17 protein-coding genes and 1 pseudogene are annotated in these 17,611 nt (G+C 60.5%); 12 read left to right on the top strand and 6 right to left on the bottom strand.

Features of this window, described 5'->3' with window-relative positions; all coding sequences use genetic code 11:
- Positions 1-4: 4 nt before the first annotated feature.
- A complete protein-coding gene (locus tag AB4N91_RS05390; RefSeq protein ID WP_010456870.1) occupies positions 5-919 on the bottom strand; it encodes a DUF808 domain-containing protein in 915 nt (304 codons plus the stop codon).
- Positions 920-1,053: 134 nt separating this feature from the next.
- Between AB4N91_RS05390 and AB4N91_RS05385 the strand changes: the two genes are divergently transcribed.
- Positions 1,054-1,662, top strand: a complete 609-nt coding sequence (locus tag AB4N91_RS05385) for a TetR/AcrR family transcriptional regulator (RefSeq protein ID WP_083376004.1) — start codon at positions 1,054-1,056, stop codon at positions 1,660-1,662.
- A gap of 101 nt (positions 1,663-1,763) precedes the next feature.
- Here the strand turns inward: AB4N91_RS05385 and AB4N91_RS05380 are convergent, their stop codons facing one another.
- Positions 1,764-2,222 (bottom strand): REP-associated tyrosine transposase, encoded by a 459-nt coding sequence (locus tag AB4N91_RS05380; RefSeq protein ID WP_460112164.1) that lies wholly within the window; start codon positions 2,220-2,222, stop codon positions 1,764-1,766.
- Positions 2,223-2,430: 208 nt separating this feature from the next.
- Positions 2,431-2,871: a GlcG/HbpS family heme-binding protein gene (locus tag AB4N91_RS05375; protein ID WP_460112163.1), complete on the bottom strand. Its 441-nt coding sequence runs from the start codon at positions 2,869-2,871 to the stop codon at positions 2,431-2,433.
- A gap of 267 nt (positions 2,872-3,138) precedes the next feature.
- Between AB4N91_RS05375 and gcl the strand changes: the two genes are divergently transcribed.
- From gcl to AB4N91_RS05335, 8 genes are all read left to right on the top strand, one after another.
- Positions 3,139-4,914: a glyoxylate carboligase gene (gene gcl, locus AB4N91_RS05370; RefSeq protein ID WP_460112162.1), complete on the top strand. Its 1,776-nt coding sequence runs from the start codon at positions 3,139-3,141 to the stop codon at positions 4,912-4,914.
- Positions 4,915-5,088: 174 nt separating this feature from the next.
- Positions 5,089-5,871: a hydroxypyruvate isomerase gene (gene hyi / locus AB4N91_RS05365; RefSeq protein WP_010456880.1), complete on the top strand. Its 783-nt coding sequence runs from the start codon at positions 5,089-5,091 to the stop codon at positions 5,869-5,871.
- Between the two features lie 168 nt (positions 5,872-6,039).
- Positions 6,040-6,930 (top strand): 2-hydroxy-3-oxopropionate reductase, encoded by an 891-nt coding sequence (locus AB4N91_RS05360; protein ID WP_010456882.1) that lies wholly within the window; start codon positions 6,040-6,042, stop codon positions 6,928-6,930.
- A gap of 153 nt (positions 6,931-7,083) precedes the next feature.
- Positions 7,084-8,364, top strand: a complete 1,281-nt coding sequence (locus tag AB4N91_RS05355) for a glycerate kinase type-2 family protein (RefSeq protein ID WP_102593828.1) — start codon at positions 7,084-7,086, stop codon at positions 8,362-8,364.
- Positions 8,354-9,769: a pyruvate kinase gene (pyk, locus tag AB4N91_RS05350; protein ID WP_460112161.1), complete on the top strand. Its 1,416-nt coding sequence runs from the start codon at positions 8,354-8,356 to the stop codon at positions 9,767-9,769. Before AB4N91_RS05355 ends, pyk begins: the two co-directional genes overlap by 11 nt.
- A gap of 139 nt (positions 9,770-9,908) precedes the next feature.
- Positions 9,909-10,823 carry an urea transporter gene (locus AB4N91_RS05345; RefSeq protein WP_042933036.1) on the top strand — a complete coding sequence of 305 codons (915 nt, stop codon included), beginning with the start codon at positions 9,909-9,911 and terminating at the stop codon, positions 10,821-10,823.
- Between the two features lie 21 nt (positions 10,824-10,844).
- Positions 10,845-11,669, top strand: coding sequence for an ion transporter (locus AB4N91_RS05340; protein ID WP_010456890.1), 825 nt, complete (start codon positions 10,845-10,847; stop codon positions 11,667-11,669).
- A gap of 93 nt (positions 11,670-11,762) precedes the next feature.
- Positions 11,763-12,761 carry a sulfate ABC transporter substrate-binding protein gene (locus AB4N91_RS05335; protein WP_010456892.1) on the top strand — a complete coding sequence of 333 codons (999 nt, stop codon included), beginning with the start codon at positions 11,763-11,765 and terminating at the stop codon, positions 12,759-12,761.
- 191 nt (positions 12,762-12,952) lie between these two features.
- Here the strand turns inward: AB4N91_RS05335 and AB4N91_RS05330 are convergent, their stop codons facing one another.
- Entirely contained in the window at positions 12,953-13,582 is a 630-nt protein-coding gene (locus AB4N91_RS05330) for a DUF5666 domain-containing protein (protein ID WP_010456894.1), read from the bottom strand.
- 234 nt (positions 13,583-13,816) lie between these two features.
- Here AB4N91_RS05330 and AB4N91_RS05325 point away from each other — a divergent pair, with 234 nt between their 5' ends.
- Positions 13,817-15,022, top strand: a complete 1,206-nt coding sequence (locus AB4N91_RS05325; RefSeq protein ID WP_010456896.1) for an MFS transporter — start codon at positions 13,817-13,819, stop codon at positions 15,020-15,022.
- Positions 15,023-15,135: 113 nt separating this feature from the next.
- Here the strand turns inward: AB4N91_RS05325 and AB4N91_RS05320 are convergent.
- Positions 15,136-15,287, bottom strand: a pseudogene (locus AB4N91_RS05320) (type II toxin-antitoxin system HicB family antitoxin); the annotation flags it as partial.
- Positions 15,288-15,472: 185 nt separating this feature from the next.
- Between AB4N91_RS05320 and AB4N91_RS05315 the strand changes: the two are divergent.
- Entirely contained in the window at positions 15,473-16,192 is a 720-nt protein-coding gene (locus AB4N91_RS05315) for an SDR family oxidoreductase (RefSeq protein ID WP_010456900.1), read from the top strand.
- A gap of 52 nt (positions 16,193-16,244) precedes the next feature.
- Positions 16,245-17,132, top strand: a complete 888-nt coding sequence (locus AB4N91_RS05310) for a LysR family transcriptional regulator (RefSeq protein ID WP_010456902.1) — start codon at positions 16,245-16,247, stop codon at positions 17,130-17,132.
- A 62-nt stretch (positions 17,133-17,194) separates the two neighbouring features.
- Here the strand turns inward: AB4N91_RS05310 and AB4N91_RS05305 are convergent, their stop codons facing one another.
- Positions 17,195-17,599 carry a hypothetical protein gene (locus AB4N91_RS05305; protein WP_010456904.1) on the bottom strand — a complete coding sequence of 135 codons (405 nt, stop codon included), beginning with the start codon at positions 17,597-17,599 and terminating at the stop codon, positions 17,195-17,197.
- Positions 17,600-17,611 lie beyond the last annotated feature (12 nt).

The following is a 17,611-nucleotide window of genomic DNA, read 5'->3' as shown; positions in this document are numbered from 1 at the left end:
GCTTCTAGCCTTTCAGTGTTTTCCAGATTTTGCTGGCGACCATCACACCCGCCAGCACCACAGCTCCGGCCACAATCCCCGCCACCGCATTCAACAACGTCGGCACGATAAACCCGGCACCGCCCGCCCCTGCACTGACGCTCTCAATCCAGTGATGAACCACCGGCACGCCATGGGTCAGAATCCCGCCGCCCACCAGGAACATTGCTGCCGTGCCGATCACCGACAGGCCTTTCATCATGTACGGCGCTGCGCGCAGAATCCCGCCGCCGATGCTTTTGGCCATCTGCCCGGGCTTCTGGGTCAGCCACAGGCCGAGATCATCAAGCTTGACGATACCCGCCACCAGGCCATAGACACCGATAGTCATGACGATGGCAATACCCGACAGCACGATAACCTGCTGAGTCAACGACGCATCTGCCACGGTGCCAAGGGTGATGGCGATGATTTCCGCCGACAGGATGAAGTCGGTGCGGATAGCGCCCTTGATCTTGTCTTTCTCGAACGCCACCAGATCAACGGCCGGATCGGCCACGGCCTCGACCAGCTCGGCATGTTCGGCCTGATCTTCAGCCTTGCTGTGCAGGAATTTGTGGGCGAGTTTCTCGAAACCTTCGAAACACAGGTAGGCGCCACCGACCATCAACAGTGGGGTGACCAGCCACGGGATGAACACGCTGATCGCCAGCGCCGACGGTACCAGGATCAGTTTGTTGAGAAACGAGCCCTTGGCCACGGCCCAAACGACCGGTATTTCCCGTTCGGCACGCACGCCGCTGACCTGCTGGGCATTGAGCGCCAGATCGTCACCGAGCACGCCGGCGGTCTTCTTGGCGGCCATTTTGGTCATCAACGCCACATCGTCGAGAACGGCGGCGATGTCGTCGATCAGCATCAGCAAACTGCTTCCTGCCATAAATCAGGTTTCCTTCTTGAATGAATGCCGCGCAGCATAGCGCGACCGAGCGCCACACGGGGCATTCTTGAGCGCCGCGCGAGGCCGGTGATACCATGCGCAACCGCCAGAACAGGCAAGGAACCCCCTGGTTTATGAGCACTATCCGCGAGCGCAACAAAGAACTGATCCTGCGTGCCGCCAGTGAAGAATTTGCCGACAAGGGCTTCGCAGCGACCAAAACCAGTGATATCGCAGCCAAGGCGGGATTGCCCAAGCCCAACGTCTATTACTACTTCAAATCCAAGGAAAACCTCTACCGCGAGGTCCTGGAAAGCATCATCGAGCCGATTCTGCAGGCGTCGACGCCGTTCAACGCCGACGGTGTGCCCAGCGAAGTGCTGAGTGGCTACATTCGCTCGAAAATCCGCATCTCCCGCGACTTGCCTTTCGCCTCCAAGGTATTCGCCAGCGAAATCATGCACGGCGCCCCGCACCTGAGTGCCGACCTGGTCGAACAGCTCAACGGCCAGGCCAAGCACAACATCGACTGCATCCAGACCTGGATCGACCGCGGCCAGATCGCCCCGATCGACCCTAACCACCTGATGTTCAGCATCTGGGCCGCGACGCAGACCTATGCTGACTTTGACTGGCAGATCACGGCCATTACTGGCAAGGCCAAGCTGGATGAAGAGGACTATGAAGCGGCGGCGCAGACGATAATTCGGCTGGTGCTGAAGGGGTGTGAGCCGGATCAGTGAGACTGCGCTGCGGCTTATCGTCAGCAGGCTCACTCCTGCATTAGGAATGCATTCCCCTGTAGGAGTGAGCCTGCTCGCGATCGAGGCGATTCGGTCCCAACTCAAACCCAAATCGCATCCCACAACGGATAATCGCCCAGTTTCTCCACCAGTCCAGCCCGCAACGGGTTGGCCACGACATACCTCGCCAACTTCACCAAATCCTCCTCCCGCCGAAGTGCCCGATCATGGAATCCTCTCTGCCAGAGGCTAATATTTCGACCGGTACGCTGCTTCACCGCTTTGATACTCATCGACTTGGTCTTTTGCATCAACTCGCTCAAAGAGCCCTGCTGTAATTCAATCAACCAATGAAAATGATCGGGCATGACTACCCACGCCAGTGAGTTCGCCAAGCCTAGATTCTGCGCATTTCGAAATTGATCGACGACCAGCCTGCCCAAGGCAAAATCCTTGAAAACCGGGATCCTGTGAAGTGTATTGCTGGTTAACAAATAAATCCGGCTGGCTTCGGCATAGCGCCCGACTCGCAATCGGTGTGCAGCAGGTAAATCCGGCATTCCTTGCCTCCCATGATCAGGTCAGGAAAAGGCTAGTCCTGTGGATTAAGGAAGACGGGACAAACTTTTGGCTGGATGTGTCAGGTATATAGCTATCGCGAGCAGGCTCACTCCTACAGGGGTTTGTGGTGTTCAGACATTTTGTGTCCAACCCCGATCCTTGTAGGAGTGAGCCTGCTCGCGATAGCGATTAATCAGTCACCCCAAATCAAGTAGTAACCCCCGCATCCGCCCTCAACCCCACCGCCTCGATCGCACTGATCGCGCACTGCTCGTCAACATCCGACAGATCCCCGCTGATCCCCACCGCCCCCAGCACATTCCCGTCCTGATCCCGAATCAACACGCCGCCCGGTGCCGGCACGACGCTGCCCTGCCCCAGGCTGTTCAGCGCGGCGAAGAACGCCGGTCGTTGTTGGGCGTCCAGCGCCAGCAGGCGTGAGCCTTTGCCGAGGGCGATGGCGCCCCAGGCTTTGCCGATGGCGACTTGCGGGCGCAGCAGGCTGGCGCCGTCTTCGCGCTGCAAGGTAATCAAGTGCCCGCCGGCATCCAGCACCGCGATGGTCAGTGGAGCCGCGGAGATAGCACGCCCAGCGGTGATGGCCTGATCGATCAGGTTGACTGCAACTTTCAAGGTTAAAGCGCTCATGGTGCCGTCCTCATTTTGTTATAGGGAAAGCCAGTGGACTGCGCGCTTGCGTCGCAGTCCGATGCAACAAATAGAACACAATGAGTTATTTTTTTGTATACAATAATTATCGAAAAGCGCCACATGCGACGAAAAGCCACAGCAGAACGGGCTTCCGACGAATGAAACAGTCGCTTGAGAAAATGGATTGACCTGCGCCGTCCGCCGTGAATACACTCTGCGCAAAGCCACTTGTATACAATTACAAAACGTAAGAGGCACAAAACCATGAGCAAAATGAGAGCAATCGAAGCCGCCGTTCTGGTGATGCGCCGTGAAGGGGTTGATACCGCTTTTGGCATCCCGGGCGCCGCGATCAACCCGCTGTACTCCGCCTTGCAGAAGGTTGGTGGCATCGATCACGTCCTCGCGCGCCACGTTGAAGGTGCCTCGCACATGGCCGAGGGCTACACCCGCACCAAGGCCGGCAACATCGGCGTGTGCATCGGCACCTCCGGCCCGGCCGGCACCGACATGGTCACCGGGCTCTACAGCGCCTCGGCCGACTCGATCCCGATTCTTTGCATTACCGGCCAGGCCCCCCGCGCCCGTATGCACAAGGAAGACTTCCAGGCTGTCGACATCACCGCGATCGTCAAACCAGTGACCAAGTGGGCAACCACCGTCATGGAACCGGGCCAGGTGCCTTACGCGTTTCAGAAAGCCTTCTATGAAATGCGCTCCGGCCGTCCAGGCCCGGTGCTGATCGACTTGCCGTTCGACGTGCAGATGGCTGAAATCGAATTCGACATCGATGCCTACCAACCACTGCCGCTGGCCAAGCCAACCGCTAACCGTGAGCAAATCGAGAAGGCCCTGGCCATGCTCGATCAGGCCGAGCGTCCATTGCTGGTGGCCGGTGGCGGCATCATCAATGCCGATGCCAGCGAGTTGCTGGTGGAGTTCGCCGAGCTGACCGGTATCCCGGTGATCCCGACCCTGATGGGCTGGGGCACCATCCCGGACGATCACCCGCTGATGGTCGGCATGGTCGGTTTGCAGACATCGCACCGTTACGGCAACGCCACCCTGCTCAAGTCCGACGTGGTGTTGGGCGTCGGTAACCGTTGGGCCAACCGCCACACCGGCTCGATCGATGTGTACACCGAAGGCCGCAAGTTCATTCACGTCGACATCGAGCCGACGCAAATCGGCCGCGTATTCAACCCGGACCTGGGCATCGTCTCCGACGCTGCGGCCGCGTTGACCGTGTTCATCGAAGTCGCTCGCGAATGGCAAGCCGCCGGCAAGCTGAAAAACCGCAGCGCCTGGCTGCAAGACTGCCAGCAGCGCAAAGCCAGCCTGCAGCGCAAGACTCACTTCGACAACGTGCCGGTCAAGCCGCAACGGGTTTACGAAGAGATGAACCAGGTGTTCGGCAAAGACACCTGCTACGTCAGCACCATCGGTCTGTCGCAGATTGCCGGCGCGCAGTTCCTGCACGTCTACAAGCCTCGTCACTGGATCAACTGCGGCCAGGCCGGCCCGTTGGGCTGGACCATTCCGGCAGCACTGGGCGTGGTCAAGGCCGATCCGACCCGTAAGGTCGTGGCGCTGTCGGGCGACTATGATTTCCAGTTCATGATCGAGGAATTGGCGGTGGGCGCGCAGTTCAAGCTGCCGTACATCCACGTTGTGGTCAACAATTCGTACCTGGGGCTGATTCGTCAGGCCCAGCGCGGTTTCGACATGGACTACTGCGTACAGCTGTCCTTCGATAACCTGAACGCCCCGGAACTCAACGGTTACGGTGTCGACCACGTCGCGGTGGCCGAGGGCCTCGGTTGCAAGGCGCTGCGGGTGTTCGAACCGGGTCAGATCCAGCCTGCCCTGCGCAAGGCTCAAGAGCTGATCGAAGAGTTCAAGGTGCCGGTGATCGTCGAGATTATTCTGGAGCGCGTGACCAACATTTCCATGGGCACCGAGATCAACGCCGTCAATGAATTCGAAGACCTGGCGCTGGTCGGCAACGACGCACCAACGGCGATTTCGCTGCTCGATTAACTGCTGATCGTTCCCACTGTGGGAGCGCGCCTGTGTGGCGAGGGAGCTTGCTCCCGCTGGGTCGCGAAGCGGCCCCAAAAGCTTTGCGACTGCTTCGCAGCCGAGCGGGAGCAAGCTCCCTCGCCACACAGGCTCGCACCCACAGGGGACTGCACAAATTTACGGGAGACCACCATGCCGCGTTTCGCAGCCAACCTGTCCATGCTGTTCACTGAGCAGGATTTTCTTGCCCGTTTCGAAGCGGCCGCCAAGGCCGGCTTCAGTGGTGTCGAGTACCTGTTCCCCTACGACTTCAGCTCTGCCGAGATCAAGGCCAAGCTCGACGCCAACGGCCTGACCCAAGTGCTGTTCAACCTGCCGGCCGGTGACTGGGCAAAGGGTGAACGCGGTATCGCGTGCCTGCCAGACCGGGTTGAAGAGTTCCGCGCCGGAGTCGATCTGGCAATCGCTTACGCAAAAGTGTTGGGCAACACCCAGGTCAACTGCCTGGCGGGTATTCGTCCACAAGGTGTCGACGATGCCACCGTGGAAAAAACCTTCGTCGCCAACCTCAAGTACGCCGCCGACAAGCTGCAAGCGGCGGGTATCAAACTGGTGATGGAAGCGATCAACACCCGCGACATCCCGGGTTTCTACCTGAACAACACGGCGCAAGCCCTGTCGATTCGCGAACAGGTCGGCAGCGCCAATCTGTTCCTGCAATACGACATCTATCACATGCAAATCATGGAGGGCGACCTGGCCCGCACCATGGCTGCGCACCTGGGCGAGATCAACCACATCCAGTTGGCCGATAACCCGGGGCGCAACGAACCGGGCACCGGTGAAATCAACTACCGCTTCCTGTTCGAACACTTGGACCGCATCGGTTATCAGGGTTGGGTTGGTTGTGAATACAAACCGCTGACCACCACTGAAGCGGGCCTGGGCTGGCTGAAAACCCACAACGCGATCTGATACCGCGTCATCGTTCTTCGCGGGCAAGCCTCGCTCCTACAGGATCAGGTTGATACGCAACAGGGCGACAGACACGTACCCGTAGGAGCGAGGCTCGCCGGCGAAGGCCGTCCTCGCCGACACCCAAGAATTTTGCGAACAGAGCAATAAAAACAAGAGGAATTTCTCATGGCTAAAATCGGATTTATCGGCACCGGCATCATGGGCCACCCAATGGCGTTGAACCTGCAGAAAGCCGGTCACAGCCTGTTCCTGTCGGCGCACCACGATGCCGCCCCGGCCGACCTGATTGCCGGTGGCGCCGTCGCCCTGGCGAACCCGAAAGAAGTCGCCCAGGAAGCTGAAGTCATCATCATCATGGTGCCGGATACCCCGCAGGTCGACGACGTGCTGTTCCGCGCCGATGGCGTTGCGGCCGGCGTGGGCAAAGGCAAAATCGTTATCGACATGAGCTCGATCTCGCCGACGGCTACCAAGGCCTTCGCGGCCAAGGTCAACGAAAAAGGCGCTCAATACCTCGACGCGCCAGTGTCCGGCGGTGAAGTCGGCGCCAAGGCCGCGACCCTGAGCATCATGGTCGGCGGTGATGCCGATGCCTTCGAACGCGCACTGCCGCTGTTCCAGGCCATGGGCAAGAACATCACCCTGGTCGGTGGTAACGGCGACGGTCAGACCGCGAAAGTGGCGAACCAGATCATCGTCGCGCTGAACATTCAGGCCGTGGCCGAAGCACTGCTGTTTGCCGCGAAAAACGGTGCCGATCCCGCCAAGGTCCGTGAAGCGCTGATGGGTGGTTTCGCCTCCTCGAAGATCCTCGAAGTGCACGGCGAGCGCATGATCAAAGGCACCTTCGACCCGGGCTTCCGCATCAGCCTGCACCAGAAGGACCTGAACCTGGCCCTGCAAGGCGCCAAAGAGCTGAACATCAACCTGCCGAACACCGCCAACGCCCAGCAAGTGTTCAGCACCTGCGCAGCCATCGGCGGCAGCAACTGGGACCACTCGGCGCTGATCAAGGGCCTGGAACACATGGCGAACTTCTCGATTCGCGATAAGTAAGCCCTGCCCAAAACCCTGTGGGAGCGAGCCAGCTCGCGAAAGCGGTTTCACATTCAACATCTATGTTGGCTGACACACCGCATTCGCTAGCAGGTTAGCTCCCACAGGGATCTGAGTTGCACCTTCAAATAACAAGAATTCCGGGAGCCCGCCATGTCGGTCGATCCGCAACAATTCCTGCGCGAGCTGTTCGCCACAGCCATCGACGCCGCCCATCCGCAGCAAGTCCTCGAAGCCCATTTGCCCACAGATCGCAGCGGTCGGGTGATTGTCATTGGCGCCGGCAAAGCCGCGGCCGCCATGGCGCAGGTGGTCGAGCGTTGCTGGCAGGGTGAAGTCAGCGGTCTGGTGGTCACCCGTTACGGCCACGGCGCCCCATGCGAAAAAATCGAAGTCGTCGAAGCGGCTCACCCGGTGCCGGACGCAGCCGGTCAAGCGGTCGCCAAGCGCGTGTTTGAACTGGTCAGTAACCTGAGCGAAGACGACCGCGTGATCTTTCTGCTCTCGGGCGGCGGTTCTGCCCTGCTGGCCTTGCCGGCCGCCGGCATCACCCTCGCCGACAAGCAGTCGATCAACAAAGCCCTGCTCAAATCTGGCGCGACCATCGGCGAGATGAATTGCGTGCGCAAGCACCTCTCGGCGATCAAGGGCGGCCGCCTCGGCAAGGCCTGCTGGCCGGCCACTGTTTATACCTACGCGATTTCCGATGTGCCGGGCGACCTCGCCACCGTCATCGCGTCCGGCCCCACCGTGGCCGACCCGAGCACTTCGGCCGAAGCCCTGGCGATCCTCAAACGCTACGGCATCGACGTCCCTGCCTCGGTCCGAACCTGGCTGCAGAGCCCGGAATCGGAGACGGTCAAGCCCGGCGATCCGAGCCTGGCGCGCAGCCATTTCCAACTGATCGCCCGCCCCCAGCAATCGCTTGAAGCGGCGGCCGTGAAAGCGCGCCAGGCCGGTTTCAGCCCGCTGATCCTCGGCGACCTGGAAGGCGAATCCCGCGAAGTGGCCAAGGTTCATGCCGGCATCGCCCGGCAAGTGGTCTTGCATGGCCAGCCATTGGCGGCGCCCTGCGTGATTTTGTCGGGCGGAGAAACCACCGTCACCGTGCGCGGCAATGGCCGTGGCGGGCGCAACGCCGAATTCCTGCTGAGCCTGACCGACAGCCTCAAAGGCCTGCCCGGTGTCTACGCCCTGGCCGGTGACACCGACGGCATCGACGGTTCCGAAGACAACGCCGGCGCGATCATGACCCCGGACAGCTACGCCCGCGCCGCCGCCCTCGGCCTGAGCGCCAGCGACGAGTTGGACAACAACAATGGCTACGGCTATTTCGAGGCACTGGACGCATTGATCGTCACCGAGCCGACCCGCACCAACGTCAACGACTTCCGCGCCATCCTGATCCTCGAGAGCCCTAACAATGACGCCTGATAAAAAGGTCAAAATCCTCGCCACCCTTGGCCCAGCCACCGACGGGATCGATAACATCCGTGAGCTGGTGCAGGCCGGGGTCAACATCTTTCGCCTGAACTTCAGCCACGGCGATCACGCTGACCACGCGCAGCGATACCAGTGGATACGTGAAGTCGAGCGCCAGCTCAATTACCCCTTGGGCATTCTGATGGACCTGCAAGGCCCGAAGCTGCGGGTCGGCAAATTCGCCGAGGGCAAGGTGCAACTGCATCGCGGCCAGGCCCTGCGCCTGGACCTCGACCCGACGCCGGGCGATCAGCGCCGGGTCAACCTGCCGCATCCGGAAATCATCGCCGCACTCGAGCCCGGCATGGACCTGCTGCTGGACGACGGCAAGCTGCGTCTGCGCGTGGTCACCAAGTACGCCGACGCCATTGACACCACGGTGCTCAACGGCGGCGAACTCTCGGACCGCAAAGGCGTGAACGTGCCCCAAGCGGTGCTGGAACTGAGCCCGCTGACCGCCAAGGATCGCCGCGATTTGAGCTTCGGTCTGGAGCTGGGTGTGGACTGGGTTGCGCTGTCGTTCGTGCAGCGTCCTGAAGACATCCGCGAAGCCCGCGAACTGATCGGCGACAAGGCGTTCTTGATGGCCAAGATCGAGAAGCCATCGGCGGTGACTCAGCTACGGGAAATCGCCGAGTTGAGCGATGCGATCATGGTCGCTCGCGGTGACCTGGGCGTGGAAGTGCCGGCGGAAAGCGTGCCGCAGATTCAGAAAAACATCATCAGCCTCTGCCGCGAACTCGGCAAACCGGTGGTAGTGGCGACGCAGATGCTTGAATCGATGCGCTTCTCCCCGGCCCCGACCCGCGCCGAAGTCACGGATGTGGCCAACGCCGTGGCTGAAGGGGCCGATGCGGTGATGCTGTCGGCGGAAACCGCCTCGGGCGAGTACCCGCTGGAAGCCGTGCAAATGATGAGCAAGATCATTCGCCAAGTGGAAAACGGCCCGGATTATCAGGCGCAACTGGACGTGAGCCGGCCGAAGGCCGAGGCGACGGTTTCCGATGCGATCAGCTGTGCGATTCGTCGCATCAGTAACGTGCTGCCGGTGGCGGTGCTGGTGAACTACAGCGAGTCCGGGACGTCGAGCCTGCGTGCGGCGCGGGAACGGCCGACGGTGCCGATCCTGAACCTGACGCCGAACCTGCAAACGGCGCGCCGCTTGACGGTGGCGTGGGGTGTGCACTCGGTGGTCAATGACAGGCTGCGGCAAGTGGATGAAGTGTGTTCGACGGCGCTGGAGATCGCGCAGGCCCAAGGCATGGCGCAACGCGGGGATACCTTGTTGATCACGGCCGGTGTGCCGTTTGGGCAACCGGGGTCGACTAACTCGTTGCGTATCGAGACCTTGATTTAGCGTCCTTACCGGCCTTTTCGCGGGCAAGCCTCGCTCCTACAGGATTTGCGTGATCCCGATATTTGGCACGATGCAAACCCTGTAGGAGCGAGGCTTGCCCGCGAAGAACGATTACTCGCTCCTCCTGACTCACAAAAAAATGCCTGCCAACCACTTCAACACCCACTGCCCCGATTGGGCGACTGCCCTGCTCAATGGTTTCAGTCAGATCTTCCTCCAGCGCCATCCGCTGTTTGGTCTGCTGTGCCTGTTGGCGATTCTTTTCACCGCACCTACCCTGCTCGGCGGTGCGCTGCTGGGCGGCGTCGCCGGGTTGCTCACCGCGCAACGACGCGGTTACGCCAAGGCCGATCGTCAGGCCGGACTGTTCAGTTACAACGGTGTCTTGCTCGGTCTTTTGCTGAGCCTGTATTTCCCTTGGTCAGCACTGTTGCCGCCGCTGATCATTGCTGCGGGCGGACTGAGTGCGATGCTTACCCAGCAATGGCTCAAACGCGTCCGGGTCAGCCATTACCTGCCTGCCTATACGGCGCCCTTCGTTGGGTTGGGCTGGGTGCTTCTGTGCTTCGCCACTCCCTCGACAAAAGCGCATCTGATCGAAATCAACACGCTGAACATGCTCGCCGCACCGCTCAAAGGCTTCGGCCAGGTGATGTTCCTCGGTCATCCGCTGGCCGGGGCGATGATTGCCGTGGGTTTGCTGATCGCTGATCGTCGCGCCTTTTGCTGGGCGTTGTTGGCGTCTGTCGCGGGCATGGGCTGGAGCCTGTTGCATCACGACGCTTACAGCGCATTGATCGGCCTCGGTGGCTATAACGCCGTACTCACCGCCCTCGCCTTGAGCTCGCTGCGCCAGCAGCCGTGGCTGCCGCTGGCTGGCATCGCATCAGCGTTGTTGCTGACGCCGGTGTTTTCCGCCATCGGCCTGCCGACGCTGACCGCGCCGTTCATCCTCGCCTGCTGGCTGGTCCGCACGGTTGTTCAACTGCTCGGCATCACCGCTGTCACCCGTGCGCCTTGCGCTATTGAGGAGAATCAACCTAGGCTTCGCTGATCATTGGTTCAGGCGGTATCCATGGACAGCAGCAAAAACTGGCGTGAAGAGCTTTACGTCATGGTTTTCCAAAGCGACACCAAGGCGGGGCGGCGCTTCGACGGCATCCTGCTGTTGATTATCCTCGCCAGCATCGTGATCGTGATGCTCGACAGCATCGACACGGTACACAAGAACTACGCCGACGTGCTGGCGTACATCGAGTGGGGCTTCACCGTCATCTTCGCCATCGAATATGGCTTGCGCCTTTACTGCTCGCCCAAGCCGTTGCGCTATGCGTTCAGCTTTTACGGGCTGGTGGATCTGCTGGCGATCGTGCCCGGCATCCTGGCGCTGTATTATGCCGATGCGCAGTACCTGCTGATCATCCGGATCATTCGGATGCTGCGGATTTTCCGCGTGCTCAAGCTCAGCCCCTACCTCAAGCAAGCCAACTATTTGATGTCGGCGCTGCGCGGCAGCAAACAGAAGATCGTGGTGTTTCTGGTCAGCGTCTGCACGCTGGTGACGGTGTTCGGCACGTTGATGTACGTGATCGAAGGCCCGGAACACGGCTTCACCAGCATTCCCAAAGGCATCTACTGGGCGATCGTCACGCTGACCACGGTGGGCTTCGGCGACATCGTGCCCAAGACGCCGTTAGGCCAGGTGATTTCATCGCTGGTAATGATCACCGGTTACTCGATCATCGCCGTGCCGACCGGTATTTTCACCGCCGAACTGGCCAATGCCATGCGTGGTGAACAGCTGCAACACGACTGCCCGGTGTGCAAGAAAACCAGTCACGAACACGGTGCGGCATTCTGCTCACGGTGTGGCAACGCTCTGTTTAAGAAACGGGAATAAGCAAAGAGCTTTTTAAGCTTTAAGGGTCTATGCGAGCCCGGCTATAGTCGCTGGCAAATTGCCTCACTTTTAAATCAGAACAAGGACTGCGCAGTGAAAAAACTCTTTGGCGCCTCACTTCTGGCCGCTGGCCTGGCATTGACCAGCGTGGCTCAGGCCGCACCGACCCTGCTCAACGTTTCCTACGACGTGATGCGCGATTTCTACAAGGACTACAACACTGCGTTCCAGAAACACTGGCAAGCCGAGCACAACGAGAACATCACCCTGCAGATGTCCTTCGGCGGCTCCAGCAAACAGGCGCGTTCGGTGATCGATGGCCTGCCGGCTGACGTCATCACCATGAACATGGCCACCGACATCAACGCCCTGGCGGACAACGGCAAACTGATCCCGGACAACTGGGTCACCCGCCTGCCGAACAACAGCGCACCGTTCACCTCGGCCACCGTGTTCATCGTCCGCAAAGGCAACCCGAAAGCCCTGAAAGACTGGCCCGACCTGCTCAAGGACGGCGTGCAAGTGATCGTGCCGAACCCGAAGACCTCGGGTAACGGTCGCTACACCTACCTGTCTGCCTGGGGGTATGTGCTGAAAAACGGCGGTGACGAGAACAAGGCCAAGGATTTCGTCGGCAAGCTGTTCAAGCAAGCGCCGGTGCTCGATACCGGTGGCCGTGCCGCGACGACCACCTTCATGACCAACCAGCTCGGTGACGTGCTGGTGACCTTCGAAAACGAAGCGGAAATGATTGCCCGTGAGTTTGGTCGTGACCAGTTTGAAGTGATCTACCCAAGCGTCTCCGCTGAAGCCGAGCCGCCGGTGTCGGTGGTCGACAAAACCGTCGACAAAAAAGGCACCCGCGCCGCGGCCGAGGAATACCTGAAGTACCTGTGGTCCCCGGAAGGCCAGGAAATTGCGGCGGCCAACTACCTGCGTCCGCGTGACCCGGCGGTGCTGGCCAAGTACACCGATCGCTTCCCGAAAGTGGACTTCCTGTCGGTGGAGAAGACCTTTGGTGACTGGCGCACCGTGCAGAAGACCCACTTCAATGATGGCGGGGTCTTTGATCAGATCTACAGCGGCCAGTAATTCCTGAGCCCAACGAGAAAGGCGACCTGAGAAGGTCGCCTTTCTCGTGGTCGAACACAAAACCCAAGTTCACTGAAGATCCCCTGTAGGAGTGAGCCTGCTCGCGATAGCGAAGTGTCATTCAACATTGATATCAACTGACATTCCGCTATCGCGAGCAGGCTCACTCCTACAGGGTTTTTGCCCTGCCTTCACATCGGTGGGGTAACGCCATCCTTGCCCGCCGAGATCGATTGCGCAGTCAGTGTCCCGTCTGCACTTTGGGTGACGAATGTCACGATCTTCACCCCCACCTTCAGCAAACTCCTGTCCCCCGGCATCAAATTCACGATCGGCACATCCTCCGGCACCAGGATCTTCTGCTGCCCGCCCTTGTAGTTGACGGTCAACATCCGGCCATTGCTGACCACCAGATCGCCCACGCTGCCATTGGTCATGCTACTGCCCTTGACCAGATCGAACGGCCGATGCCCGTCGCCGCTGCCCGCCAGTTCCGGTGGAAAGACGTGGACTTCCAGCGCCTTCAAGGTGCCATCGTCTTGCGGAATGGCCGCCGATCCAACGTAGCTGCCGGGTTTGATGTCTTCGATATTGGCCAAGGTAACGGCGCGGACTTTGGTGTCGTTGGTCAGATTGATTACCACGTTTTCGCCAGTGTTGACGTGGACTTTCAAGACGTCGGGGCTGACCCCAGTGATCTCGCCGCGCACGCCAATGCGCAGGCCCGGCGCGTCGGCGGCCTGGGCCAGACCCGCCGTGACCAGGCCGACCAAGGTAACCACTGAAGCACCGCGTATAAGGTGACGAAACATCGCATTCATGGAAGTGCCTTCCGGTTATGAATCGTGAAGGAGAACATAAGCACGCTATCGAACAGGATGTAAGTGAATGTATCATCGGTGCTCGATATTTTGACGCAAGGTTTATCGATGGACAGCACTCCTGTCCGTCACTCATTCCGCAAAGGAATGATTGCTATCACTCCAATCCCTCTTCTGCCGAATCCGATACCTCTTTAGCCTGCGCGCATTCCCTTCTGTTCAGCGAGACACGTTATGAACCCAGCGACCCAGGTGCCCCACGGCACCGCGACAATGACCAAAGGCATGGTGCTGCTGTTCGCCTTCTGCTGCGGCGCGATTGTGGCCAACATCTACTACGCCCAGCCGATCATCGGCCTGATCGCGCCGGACATCGGCCTGACCAGCACCATGGCCAGCCTGATTGTTTCGCTGACCCAGATTGGTTACGCACTTGGCTTGTTCTTCCTGGTGCCGCTGGGTGATCTGCTGGAAAACCGTCGACTGATGATCATCACCACCGTGGTGGCGATTGCCAGCCTGTTGGGCGCGGCGTTTACCGATCAGCCGAACGTGTTTTTGCTGATCTCGTTGCTGGTGGGTTTCAGTTCGGTGTCGGTGCAGATCCTGATTCCGCTGGCGGCGCACCTCGCGCCGGAAGAGTCACGCGGTCGGGTCGTCGGCGGGATCATGGGCGGTTTGCTGCTGGGGATTCTGTTGGCGCGGCCGGTGTCCAGCGTCGTGGCGGACCACTTCGGCTGGCGCGCGATGTTTGTGATCGCGGCGGCGTTGATGGCGGCGATCAGCATCGTGCTGGCGTTGACCATTCCCAAGCGTCAGCCGGATCACAGCGCCTCTTATGGCCAGTTGCTCGGTTCGCTATGGACGCTGCTGCGCCAGCAACCGGTGTTGCGTCAGCGCGCGTTCTACCAGGGTTGCATGTTCGCCACGTTCAGTCTGTTCTGGACCGCCGTGCCGCTGGAGCTGGCGCGCAATCACGGCCTGTCGCAAACCCAGATCGCGATCTTCGCCCTGGTCGGCGCCATCGGTGCGATCGCCGCGCCGATTGCCGGTCGACTGGCCGATGCCGGCCACACCCGCATCGCCTCCTTACTGGCCCTGCTGTTCGCCAGCCTGAGTTTCCTGCCAGCGTTCATCCATCCGGTCTACAGCGTCATCGGTCTCGCGGTCACTGGCGTGGTCCTCGACTTCTGCGTGCAGATGAACATGGTCCTCGGCCAACGCGCGGTCTACGCCCTCGACGCCAAAAGCCGCAGCCGCTTGAATGCGTTGTACATGACCAGCATCTTCATCGGCGGCGCGTTCGGTTCATCGGTGGCCAGCGCAGTGTATGAGCATGGCGGCTGGCTGTGGATCGTGATCGTGGGCAGCGCGTTCCCGCTGTTGGCGTTGTTGCGGTTTTTGAGTGTTTCGCCGAAGGCTGCGTTGGCGGCTGCATAAGGTCAAAAAGCATCGCGGGCAAGCCACGCGCCCACAGGAATCTGGCTTGCTCGTGACTGATGTGCGACTGATGTTCCGCACTTCAAATCTTGTTCACCTATGGCGGCACCGGAAGATCCAGCCCCTGCTTCCATTTGTTGCAGAAGTATCTGCACGATTTCGACAGCTGCGTCGTATGCCTCCTCGAACGTATCCCCGGCAGCCACAGCACCCGGGATATCGGTATTTGAATACCCACTCGATCCTCATTCCCCCAAGCACGAATCCTGTAACTTCACCTGAGCGCATTTCGCCCCTGCGGTCAGGATGGATCTCACCTGATTCGTTACCGCCAAGGCCAACCCGGATTACACTCAGCGTCCAAAGCCTGAAGCGATGCTGGATGCGATTCGCGGCTGCCCCGTTCAACGGCCGCCCGCCCCGGCGGCCTGTGCTTTCAAGGAGTGTGCAATGACTCGACGTACCTTTCTCATTACCGGTGCCAGCAAAGGCATCGGTCGGGCAGTGGCCGAACATCTGGACCGTGCGGGGCATCGGGTGGTCGGGATTGCCCGGACCCCGGACCTGTCGTTCCCCGGCATTCTGTTTCCGCTGGATTTGAGCGACAGGGCGCTGACCCAGGAAGTGCTGGCGGATCTGTCCAGGACGTATGAATTTGATGGGCTGGTCAACAATGTCGGTCTGGTCCGCCCCCAAGTGTTGGGCGAAATCGACCTCGACACCTTTGATGACGTGATGCGGGTCAACCTGCATTCGGCGTTGCAGGCCACTCAGGCGTTGCTGCCAAATATGCGCGCCAAGGGCTGGGGTCGAGTGGTCAATATTTCCAGTCTGACTGTACTCGGCATCACCCAGCGCACGGCCTACGCGGCGGCCAAGGCGGCGTTGATCAGCTTCACCCGCTCCTGGGCGCTGGAACTGGCGCAAACCGGCGTGACCGTAAATGCCGTGGCGCCGGGGCCGACCGAGACCGAGCTGTTTCGCGCCAACAACCCGCCGGGCAGCGAAGGTGAAGCTCGGTATCTGGCGGGTGTGCCGATGGGACGACTGGGGCAGCCACAAGAGATCGCGGCGGCCATTGCGTTTTTGTTGTCCGAGCAAAGCGGGTTTATCACCGGGCAGACCTTGTTTGTCGACGGCGGCTCCTCCATAGGCAAAGCCGCGTTCTGACTCGCCCCCACTGGGGTCTCGACAGTATTTAGAATCGCAAAAAGGACTTGAGATGGACCGCCTCGGCGCAATGGAAACCTTCGTCTACGTGGTGGAAACCGGCTCGTTTTCCGCCGCCGCCCGGCGCCTGAATATCGGCCAGCCCGCCGTATCGAAAACCATTGCGCAACTGGAGTCGCGTCTCGCGGTTCGACTGCTGTTGCGCTCGACTCGCGGTCTGACGCCCACCGAAGCCGGGCTGGCCTTCTTCGAACGCGCCAAGCGCGCCATCGAAGAAGCCAATGAGGCCGACAACGCAGCACGCGGCGCCGCCAGCGGTCTGACCGGCAACCTGCGGATCTGCGCTGCCGTGACCTTCGGCCGACTGCACATCGTTCCGCACCTCGGGCCGTTTCTCGATCAGAACCCGGACCTGAACATCGACCTGATGCTCGATGACCGCAACGTCAATCTGGTCGAGGAAGGCATCGACATCGCCCTGCGCATGGGCACCCTGAGCGACTCCGCCCTCACCGCTCGTAAAATTGCCGAATGCCGGCGCGTCGTGCTGGGCACCCCCGCCTATTTCGAAAAACACGGTGAGCCCACTTGCCCGACCGACCTGAGCAACCACCAGGCAATCGCCTACACCTTGGGCGGCGGTGGCAACTGGCAGTTCAGCAACGGAACAGATGAGCAGTCAGTCATCATCAGCGGGCGAATCCGCGTCAACGCCGCCGAAGGCCTGCGTGCAGCCGTGCTCGCCCATCAAGGGCTGACCCTGGCGTCGGAATGGATGTTTGCGCCGGAACTGGCCAACGGTGCGGTCAGGGAAGTGATGAAGGAGTGGGCCCTGCCGAATCAGGACCTGTGGGCGGTATTTCCCACCGGCAGAATGGCCAGCGCGAAGGCTCGGGCGTTTGTGGAGTTTGTGCAGGGGTTGATGGCCAAGGAGACCTGAATCACCGGGGATCCTTGCAACCCCAGACAGCAAAACGGCGATCCGAAGATCGCCGTTTCTGTTTATTCCCCGAATTGCCGCCCCAACCCACCCGGCACACCATGGATATTGGTCTCTTCCCATGGCCCGTCCGGGCTGATCGACCGGCTCCAGCCGTTGTTCCAGCGGTAGTAGGTGCGCTGGCGGTAGAAGGTGTTGGGCTGGTCATCAAGCACGTACACGCCAAGCTTGGCATCCCAATGGCTGTTGCCACCCGGTGGCGGCGCGAAGCTGGCGGAGGTGCGTGGCAAAGGTTTGGCGGGCTTGGCCGGAATGCTCGGCTTGCTCGGTGTCGGTGTGGGGGACGGCGTCGGACGCGGCTGCGACGGCGGGATCGGTGGCAGCCGTTCAGGCGGCTGCGGTTGGACCACACAAGCGCTTAACCCCAAAACCATACTGAGCAGGGTGATACGAGCGATGGTGGTCATAGTGGCGTTTCC

The organism is Pseudomonas sp. H3_D04 (genome assembly GCF_054669175.1).
Note: the sequence above shows the minus strand (reverse complement) of the source record. Positions and strands in the feature narration are given on the sequence as shown.

What these genes read in the sequence shown, in the direction of transcription:
- pyk (WP_460112161.1), top strand. Translation starts at nt 8,354, where the DNA reads ATGACGCCTGATAAAAAGGTCAAAATCCTCGCCACCCTTGGCCCAGCC.
- AB4N91_RS05360 (WP_010456882.1), top strand. Translation starts at nt 6,040, where the DNA reads ATGGCTAAAATCGGATTTATCGGCACCGGCATCATGGGCCACCCAATG.
- AB4N91_RS05345 (WP_042933036.1), top strand. Translation starts at nt 9,909, where the DNA reads ATGCCTGCCAACCACTTCAACACCCACTGCCCCGATTGGGCGACTGCC.
- AB4N91_RS05325 (WP_010456896.1), top strand. Translation starts at nt 13,817, where the DNA reads ATGAACCCAGCGACCCAGGTGCCCCACGGCACCGCGACAATGACCAAA.
- hyi (WP_010456880.1), top strand. Translation starts at nt 5,089, where the DNA reads ATGCCGCGTTTCGCAGCCAACCTGTCCATGCTGTTCACTGAGCAGGAT.
- AB4N91_RS05310 (WP_010456902.1), top strand. Translation starts at nt 16,245, where the DNA reads ATGGACCGCCTCGGCGCAATGGAAACCTTCGTCTACGTGGTGGAAACC.
- AB4N91_RS05340 (WP_010456890.1), top strand. Translation starts at nt 10,845, where the DNA reads ATGGACAGCAGCAAAAACTGGCGTGAAGAGCTTTACGTCATGGTTTTC.
- AB4N91_RS05390 (WP_010456870.1), bottom strand. Translation starts at nt 919, where the DNA reads ATGGCAGGAAGCAGTTTGCTGATGCTGATCGACGACATCGCCGCCGTT.
- AB4N91_RS05355 (WP_102593828.1), top strand. Translation starts at nt 7,084, where the DNA reads ATGTCGGTCGATCCGCAACAATTCCTGCGCGAGCTGTTCGCCACAGCC.
- AB4N91_RS05315 (WP_010456900.1), top strand. Translation starts at nt 15,473, where the DNA reads ATGACTCGACGTACCTTTCTCATTACCGGTGCCAGCAAAGGCATCGGT.
- AB4N91_RS05375 (WP_460112163.1), bottom strand. Translation starts at nt 2,871, where the DNA reads ATGAGCGCTTTAACCTTGAAAGTTGCAGTCAACCTGATCGATCAGGCC.
- AB4N91_RS05330 (WP_010456894.1), bottom strand. Translation starts at nt 13,582, where the DNA reads ATGAATGCGATGTTTCGTCACCTTATACGCGGTGCTTCAGTGGTTACC.
- gcl (WP_460112162.1), top strand. Translation starts at nt 3,139, where the DNA reads ATGAGCAAAATGAGAGCAATCGAAGCCGCCGTTCTGGTGATGCGCCGT.
- AB4N91_RS05385 (WP_083376004.1), top strand. Translation starts at nt 1,054, where the DNA reads ATGAGCACTATCCGCGAGCGCAACAAAGAACTGATCCTGCGTGCCGCC.
- AB4N91_RS05380 (WP_460112164.1), bottom strand. Translation starts at nt 2,222, where the DNA reads ATGCCGGATTTACCTGCTGCACACCGATTGCGAGTCGGGCGCTATGCC.
- AB4N91_RS05305 (WP_010456904.1), bottom strand. Translation starts at nt 17,599, where the DNA reads ATGACCACCATCGCTCGTATCACCCTGCTCAGTATGGTTTTGGGGTTA.